The sequence below is a fragment of the Pseudoalteromonas sp. S3178 genome, from assembly GCF_005886985.1.
In the GTDB taxonomy this organism is placed as follows: domain Bacteria; phylum Pseudomonadota; class Gammaproteobacteria; order Enterobacterales; family Alteromonadaceae; genus Pseudoalteromonas; species Pseudoalteromonas carrageenovora.
On the sequence record NZ_PNCW01000263.1, the window covers coordinates 1 to 379 of the forward strand.

The 379-nt window shown below is 42.0% G+C and carries 1 pseudogene; it reads right to left on the bottom strand.

Going from position 1 to position 379, the window contains the following annotated elements:
• Positions 1-270: pseudogene (locus tag CWC11_RS20890) on the bottom strand (TonB-dependent receptor); the annotation flags it as partial.
• Positions 271-379 lie beyond the last annotated feature (109 nt).

Sequence of the window (379 nt, forward strand, 5' to 3'; positions counted from 1 at the left end):
TGTCACATAACAGGAATTGGCTGTGTCTTCTGCGGTTTCTAGTTTTGAAGTACAGTTTTCAGCTAATGTGTCGTCAATAACGCCTGTTGTACGGTCGCTATAATTCCAATCGTTGTCATAGGAACCTGCAAGCATAAAGCCTACCGTGCCGCCTAACCAATCTTCTTGGAAACTATTGCCAATGTTGGCTTTTACATCAAAGTTTGGATCTAGGGACTCTTCTTTGACTTGAATATCGCGAGGAAGTGATGACACAAAACCTTTGATCACGTCAATTGCTTGATCCGCACGTGTTAGCCCGTCTTTATCTTTGAAACCGTTTTTGTCTACAACTTCACCGATGTCAAAGTTACCACGATATCTTACAACTGCATCTTGT